The 7,396-nt window shown below is 68.9% G+C and carries 5 protein-coding genes and 1 tRNA gene; all 6 read left to right on the top strand.

Annotation, left to right across the window (positions count from 1 at the left end; genetic code table 11):
- The first annotated feature begins 748 nt into the window (after positions 1-748).
- Positions 749-1,540, top strand: a complete 792-nt coding sequence (locus FJ251_11970) for a hypothetical protein (protein ID MBM4118429.1) — start codon at positions 749-751, stop codon at positions 1,538-1,540.
- A gap of 115 nt (positions 1,541-1,655) precedes the next feature.
- Positions 1,656-1,740: transfer RNA gene (locus FJ251_11975), tRNA-Leu, on the top strand.
- Positions 1,741-1,804: 64 nt separating this feature from the next.
- The gene (gene tig / locus FJ251_11980; protein ID MBM4118430.1) at positions 1,805-3,196 is read left to right on the top strand and encodes a trigger factor; all 1,392 of its coding nucleotides are present in this window, start codon (positions 1,805-1,807) and stop codon (positions 3,194-3,196) included.
- A gap of 53 nt (positions 3,197-3,249) precedes the next feature.
- Positions 3,250-3,861, top strand: coding sequence for an ATP-dependent Clp endopeptidase proteolytic subunit ClpP (gene clpP / locus FJ251_11985; protein MBM4118431.1), 612 nt, complete (start codon positions 3,250-3,252; stop codon positions 3,859-3,861).
- Positions 3,862-3,961: 100 nt separating this feature from the next.
- Positions 3,962-5,152: an ATP-dependent Clp protease ATP-binding subunit ClpX gene (gene clpX / locus FJ251_11990; GenBank protein MBM4118432.1), complete on the top strand. Its 1,191-nt coding sequence runs from the start codon at positions 3,962-3,964 to the stop codon at positions 5,150-5,152.
- A 69-nt stretch (positions 5,153-5,221) separates the two neighbouring features.
- A partial coding sequence (gene lon / locus FJ251_11995) for an endopeptidase La (protein ID MBM4118433.1) occupies positions 5,222-7,396 on the top strand: 2,175 nt, incomplete at its 3' end.

A 7,396-nucleotide genomic window follows, 5' to 3' on the forward strand; every position in this document is an offset into this window, starting at 1 on the left:
TGTTCCGACCTGATCCAGTGGATTGCCGAGATCTCGACAGCACTGCTCAGGATAGCGAATTCCCCAGCTTGCAGCACACGTTTGCGCGAGAATCTGCTTGAGGAGGCGCGCTGGCTGATATCGGTCCTATCGTGGGTGCCGGACGATGTGGAATCCGTCACGTTCGTCGAACGCTTCCTGATGACGGAAACTCTCTTTGAGGTCGCGATCGATGCGCATCGACTCGGGTGTTCCGAGCATTCAGGCAAGGTGTGTGACCTGCTGTTGGCTTGGGCTTTCAAAGGCGGGCGATACGAAACGGGATGGGCAGTCCTCGAGAGGTCGATTTACGGGCTTGCTACACTCGTGCTCCTCGCCAACGATGCGGCGGGTGCGACCAAGCTCAGAGAACAAGTTGCGGCCAGGGTGGCAGCAGGAGAGCTCGCGGCAGGGGAGGTGCGGGACCGAGTTGCTCTGGAAATCCGTACGCGCGCAGCCTCTCTAGATCAGCATGGGCATCGGTTGTCGGCAATCGAGCGCGAGATGGCTAGGGTCAATCCGAATGAGCTGAGGGGCCTCCTTGTTAGTATCGCGAACCTGATCTCGCCCAACACGGAGGGAGAGATCCTAGTCAGTCACGTCTTCTGATCAGCATCCGTCAGCTGCCGCTAGGTGCTCCCGCTCCGCCTTGACCGCGCGCGGCGGGCGGCATAGACTGGCCGCACTACCCCCTCGATCCCACGGCTAACGACACGCTGCGAGGAGCGCCATGCCCTTCGAGACTCTCTCCCTGCGCCACGAGGGCGCCCTGAGCTGGCTCACCGTCGAGCGCCCCAAGGCCCTGAATGCCCTGAACGCCGCGCTGCTGGCCGAGCTCGACACGGCCCTCGACGAGATCCACGCGCGGGCGCTCGCGGGCACGACGCGCGTGCTGGCCGTCACCGGCGCGGGCGAGAAGGCCTTCGTGGCCGGCGCGGACATCAGCGAGATCGCCCCCTTGCGGGGGCTCGCGGGCCAGGCCTTCGCCCGCCGCGGCCAGGCCCTGCTCGACCGCGTGGAGAACCTGCCGATTCCCGTGATCGCCGCGATCAACGGCTACGCCCTGGGCGGCGGCTGCGAGCTCGCGCTGGCCTGCCACCTGCGCGTGGCGGCCGACACGGCGGCGCTGGGGCTGCCCGAGGTCACGCTCGGCGTGATCCCGGGCTACGGCGGCACGCAGCGCCTGGCTCGGCAGCTCGGCATGGGGCGGGCCCTGGACCTCATTCTCACCGGGCGCATGGTGAAGGCGCCTGAGGCGCTCGAGCTGGGCCTGGTGAACCGCGTGGTGCCGGCGGCCGAGCTAACCGCCGCGGTGGAGGCTCTCGCTGCGAAGCTGATGGCCGTGGGGCCCCTCGCCCAGCGGGCCGCCCTGGAGGCCGTACGCGGGGGGCTGCAGAGCGGCCAGGCGGAGGGCCTGCGCCTGGAGGCCCAGCTCTTCGCGCTCCTCTGCGGCACCGCGGACATGGTCGAGGGCACCGCCGCCTTTCTCGAGAACCGCCAGGCGGAGTTCAAGGGCAAGTAGCGTCCCGAAAAGGGCTTGGCGCTCCGCTTCCGGCTTGACCAGAGGCGCTCCGGCCCCTTTACTATGGGCTCCGCGGCGGGCCCGGCAGCGCCGGCTGCCGCGGCGCTGCCACCCTGCGAGAGTGGCGGAACTGGCAGACGCGCGGGATTTAGGTTCCCGTGAGGCAACTCGTGGGGGTTCGAGTCCCCCCTCTCGCACCTGCGCTCGCCCGGCCGAAACCCGTCCCCGCCCCGGCTGCCGCCGGCGGCCTTCCGAAGGAGCCCCATGAGCAGCCAGCAGGCCGCCCCGAGCCCGGGTCCCGCCCCGTCCGATCCAGCGCCAGCGGCGGAGGGGCACACGCACGCGCCCCTCGTGGCCATCAGCGAGGTCTCGGTCGAGGAGCCCAAGTCCTGGCAGCGCGTGGTCACCGTGAGGCTGCCGCTCGGCGAATGGGAGGCGGCGCGGGCACACGTCTTCACGAGCGTGCGGCGCAAGGCCCAGGTGCCAGGCTTCCGCAAGGGCAAGGTGCCGGTGCCGATGGTGGAGAGCCTCTATGCGCGCGAGATCGCGCTGGATGCCCTCGACTGGCTGCTGCCGCGCGCCTGGCACCAGGCACTGCACGAGGTCGCACTCGACACGGTCAACGATCCCGACTACAGCGACATCGACTTCGGCGACGAGAGCGGGCAGTTCAGCTTCAAGGCGACGGTGGAGGTGCGGCCGCAGGTGAGAATCGAGGGGTACCGCGGCCAGGCCGTGACGGCCCCCGAGGAGCCGATGCCGGCCGACGGCGTCGAGCGCACCCTGGCCCAGCTCCGGGAGGCGCGGGCCAGCTTCACCGAGGTCGAGCGGCCCGCCGCCGACGGCGATCGCGTGACCGTCGACTTCCGCCAGTTGGACGCGGGCGGGCTGCCCGTCCTCGACACCGCGGTCAAGGGGCATCGCTTCGAGCTGGGCAGCCCCTTCGTGCTCGAGGCCTTCTCGGAGGGCCTGCGTGGCCTGGCGCCCGGCGAGGAGCGCCGCTTCCCGGTCAGCTATCCGGCCGACTACGACCAGGAATCCCTGGCCGGACAGACCCGGATCTTCCAGGTGACCCTGGCCAAGGTGGAGGTCAAGGGGCTGCCCGCCCTCGATGACAGCTTCGCAAGTGAAGTTGGCAAGTTCCAGTCAATACAAGAGTTGAGGGACCGGATCCAGGCCAACATCGAGGCCGAGATCCGGGACCGCAACCGCCAGCGCCTCGAGGCGGCCCTGGTCCATGGCTTGCTCGCGAAGAACCCGTTCGAGCTGCCGCCCTCGATGGTGGCGAGCTACGTCTTGCACCTCCTGGCCGACGAGGAGCGGCGCCGCGGGGCGTCGCTCGGCGAGGACGAGCGCCGGCAGGCGATCGAGAGCCTGGCCCCCGGCGCCGAGCTGGCGATCAAGCGCTGGTTCCTCCTCGACGCCGTGGCGAAACAGGAGGGGCTGGCGGTGAGCGACGAAGACTACGAGGCGCACCTGGGCGCCCTGGCCGCGGCCGAGGGGCGGCCCGGTGAGGAGATCCGGCAGAGCGTCGCCCGGGCGGGCGCTGCCGGCCGGATCCGCGAGGACCTGCTGCACCGGAAGGTCTACGCCTTCCTGGAGACAGAGGCCAAGGTTCAGCGGGCGCCGATCTCGGTACCGGCCGCGGAGGCCTAGGGGCGCCGCGAGGCCGGCCCGCGGCGATGACGAGCGACAGAAAGGACGGATCCATGGCCTACATCCCGGTTCCGATGGTGATCGAGCAGTCCGGGCGCGGCGAGCGCGCCTACGACATCTACAGCCGCCTCCTCAAGGACCGCATCATCTTCATCGGCTCGCCGATCGACGATCACCTGGCGAACCTCGTCATCGCCCAGCTGCTCTTCCTCGACGCCGAGGACCCGGAGCGGGACATCAACATGTACATCAACTCACCGGGCGGCAGCGTCTCGGCGGGGATGGCCATCTACGACACCATGCAGTACATCAAGGCCGACGCGGCGACGATCTGCATGGGCCTGGCCGCCTCGATGGGCGCCTTCCTGCTCGCGGCCGGCGCCACGGGCAAGCGCAGCGCGCTGCCGCACAGCCGGATCATGATCCACCAGCCCAGCGGCGGCACCCAGGGGCAGGCCAGCAACATCGAGATCTACACGCGGGAGATCTTGAAAACACGGGACGAAATCAACGTCCTCTTCGCCCGCCACACCGGCCAGCCCGTCGAGCGCATCGCCCACGACAGCGACCGCGACTACTTCATGTCCGCCATGGAGGCCAAGGAATACGGCATCGTGGACCGGGTGATCGAGAAGCAGACCGGCAGCGCCCGTTCCAAGGACTAAGCTTCGGCTTGGCGCGGCAGCGCCGATCGACTATCTTTAGGCGTCCGGCGGCCGGCGAGCGGCCGCCGGGTTTGGCGTCTCCACACCGGGAAGCGCGGCGATGATCAAGTGCTCTTTCTGCGGCAGAGGTCAGGACGAGGTGGCCAAGCTGGTCAGCGGCCCCAACGTCTACATCTGCAACGAGTGCATCAAGCTGTGCAACGACATCCTGGAAGAGGAGATGGTGCGCCCCGCCCTCTTCGAGGACGGGGAGTTCCCCAAGCCGACGGAGATCCGCGAGCAGCTCGACGCCTACGTGATCGGCCAGGAGCGCGCGAAGGTGACGCTCTCGGTGGCCGTCTACAACCACTACAAGCGGATTCACCACCTGCGGGAAGCCGAGGAGGTCGCGCTCGGGGGCAAGACCCTGCTCGCGCAGACGCTCGCCCACTTGCTCAAGGTGCCCTTCGCCATCGTCGACGCGACGACGCTCACCGAGGCCGGCTACGTCGGCGAGGACGTCGAGAACATCCTCGTCCGCTTGCTGCAGGCGGCCGACTACAACGTGAGCAACGCCGAGCGCGGCATCGTCTACATCGACGAGATCGACAAGATCGCCCGCAAGAGCGACAACCCTTCGATCACGCGCGACGTCTCGGGCGAGGGCGTGCAGCAGGCCCTGCTCAAGATCCTCGAGGGGACGGTCGCCAACGTGCCGCCGCAGGGCGGCCGCAAGCACCCGCAGCAGAAGTACATCGAGGTCAACACCAAGAACATCCTCTTCATCTGCGGCGGCGCTTTCGACGGCCTGCACCAGGTGATCGCCAGCCGCGTCGGCAACAAGGCGCTGGGCTTCGGCGCCGAGGTCCGCAGCAAGCAGGAGCGCGAGCAGGAGGACCTCCTGCTCAAGGTGCAGCCGCAGGATCTCCTGCGCTTCGGGCTGATCCCGGAGCTGGTGGGCCGCCTGCCCGTGGTGGCGCCCCTGCACGCCCTCGACGAGGCGGCGCTGATCGACATCCTCGTCAAGCCGAGGAACGCCCTCGTCAAGCAGTACCGCAAGCTCTTCGAGATGGAGGACATCCAGCTCGAGTTCGATCCCGGTGCGATCCGCGCCGTCGCCCGCCTGGCCCTCAAGCGCGCCACCGGCGCTCGCGGCCTGCGCTCGATCATGGAGGAGACCATGCTGGACCTCATGTACGAGCTGCCGAGCCGACCCGGCGTCCAGCGCGTCGTCATCTCCGAGGACTGCGTCACGGAGCGCAAGCCGCCGAAGATCTTCTTCGACGACGAACGCCAGATCCGGGAGGCCTAGCCGCCCCGCGGCAGGCGCGCGCCGGGGTGCTCCGCGGGGCGCTCCGGCCTTCCCGTGAAGAGAGGCCCCATGTCCACGCCCGGATTCGAGATCAAGTACCAGGACCGCGTCCTGACGATCGGCGAGGTGCTGCCGCTCCTGCCGCTGCGGGACGTCGTCGTCTTTCCGACGATGATCCACCCGCTGCTGGTCGGCCGGCCGGCGAGCATTGCGGCGGTCGAGGCGGCGATGCTCGCGGACCGCCTGATCGTCGTCGCCACCCAGAAGGATAAGGAGACCGACGAGCCCGCGCCGGCGGACATCCACCGCACGGGCACCGTGGCGCATATCACGCAGCTCCTGCGCCTGCCCGACGGCACGATGAAGATCCTCGTCGAGGGGCTGGCGCGGGCGCGCGTGCGCCACTACGTCCAGGAGGAGGGCTTCTTCAAGGTCCAGGTGGCGCCGCGGCGGGAGACCGCGCCGGCCGACGCCGAGCTGGACGCCCTGGTCCGCATGACGCGCGAGTTCTTCACCGAGTACGTGCGGCACCACAAGCGCATCGCCGAGGCCGTGCAGGAGAGCATCGCCGGCATCGAGGATCCCGTGCTGCTCGCCGACACGGTGGCGACGCACATCCCCGACAAGCTCGAGCTGAAGCAGACCCTGCTCGAAGAGGAGGACGTCGCCGCGCGGCTGCGCATCCTCGTGCGCGTGCTCAGCGAGGAAGTGGAGATCCTCAAGCTCGAGCGCAAGATCGAGAGCGAGGTGAAGAGCCAGGTCCAGCGCAATCAGCGCGAGTTCTACCTGAACGAGCAGTTGAAGGCGATTCGCCGTGAGTTGGGCCAGGGCGACGACGAGAGCCGCGAGCTGGACGAGCTGGCGGCGGCGATCGAGGAAGCGGGCATGCCCGAGGACGTCGAGGAAGTGGCCATGCGCGAGCTGGACCGCCTGGCCAAGATGCCCGCGATGAGCCCCGAGGCAAGCGTGATCCGCACCTACATCGAGACGCTCGCGGCGCTGCCCTGGAAGCGGCGCACGCGCGACCGCCTCGACATCACGCGCGTGCGGCGCAAGCTGGACGAGGACCACTACGGGCTCGAAAAGGTGAAGGAGCGCATCGTCGAGTTCATGTCGGTGATGAAGCTCACCAAGCGCAAGAAGACCCCCAGCCCGATCCTCTGCTTCGTCGGCCCGCCCGGCGTGGGCAAGACCAGTCTCGGCCGCTCGATCGCCGACGCGATTGGGCGCAAGTTCCACCGCCTCAGCCTGGGCGGCGTCCGCGACGAGGCCGAGATCCGCGGCCACCGGCGCACCTACATCGGCTCGATGCCGGGGCGCATCGTCCAGGGCCTCAAGAAGGTCGGCACGCGCAATCCGGTCATCCTGCTCGACGAGGTGGACAAGCTGGGCATGGATTTCCGCGGCGACCCAGCGGCGGCGCTGCTCGAAGTGCTCGACCCCGAGCAGAACCACAGCTTCAGCGACCACTACCTCGAGGTGGCCTTCGACCTCTCCGAGGTGCTCTTCATCACGACCGCGAACACGCTGCACAGCATCCCGGACGCCCTGCGCGACCGCCTGGAGATCATCCGCCTGCCGGGCTACCTGCAGCACGAGAAGCAGGGCATCGCGCGCGGTTTCCTGCTGCCCAAGCAGCTGCGCGAGCACGGCCTCAAGGAAGGACAGCTCGCGATCCCCGACGCCACGCTCGAGCGCATCATCGCGGAGTACACGCGCGAGTCCGGCGTGCGCAGCCTCGAGCGCGAGTTGGCCACGCTCTGCCGAAAGACCGCTGTGCTCATCGTCGAGAAGGGCAGGAAGCGCCTCAAGGTGGAGCCCGGCGATCTGGAGACCTACCTCGGGCCGCCGCGCTGGCAGCCCAAGGCCCTGGACCAGGCCAACGAGGTGGGCATCGCCACCGGCCTCGCCTGGACGCAGGTGGGCGGCGAGACGCTCAGCATCGAAGTGCAGCTCGTGCCCGGCAAGGGCGAGTTCATCCTCACCGGCCAGCTCGGCGACGTGATGAAGGAGAGCGCGAAGGCCGCGCAGACGATCGTGCGCAGCCGCGCCGAGAGCTGGGGCATCGCCAAGGACTTCTTCACGGGCACCGACGTGCACATCCACGTGCCCGAGGGCGCGACGCCCAAGGACGGCCCGAGCGCCGGCGTTGCCCTCACCACCGCGCTCGTGAGCGCGATCACGGGCATCGCCGTGCACAAGGACGTGGCGATGACGGGCGAGATCACGCTGCGCGGCAGCCCC

The organism is bacterium (genome assembly GCA_016873475.1).
Taxonomy (GTDB): Bacteria; Krumholzibacteriota; Krumholzibacteriia; order JACNKJ01; family JACNKJ01; genus VGXI01.

Bases quoted from the DNA above. Each gene is read 5' to 3' on its own strand.
- tig (MBM4118430.1), top strand. From the start codon at position 1,805: ATGAGCAGCCAGCAGGCCGCCCCGAGCCCGGGTCCCGCCCCGTCCGAT.
- FJ251_11970 (MBM4118429.1), top strand. From the start codon at position 749: ATGCCCTTCGAGACTCTCTCCCTGCGCCACGAGGGCGCCCTGAGCTGG.
- clpP (MBM4118431.1), top strand. From the start codon at position 3,250: ATGGCCTACATCCCGGTTCCGATGGTGATCGAGCAGTCCGGGCGCGGC.
- clpX (MBM4118432.1), top strand. From the start codon at position 3,962: ATGATCAAGTGCTCTTTCTGCGGCAGAGGTCAGGACGAGGTGGCCAAG.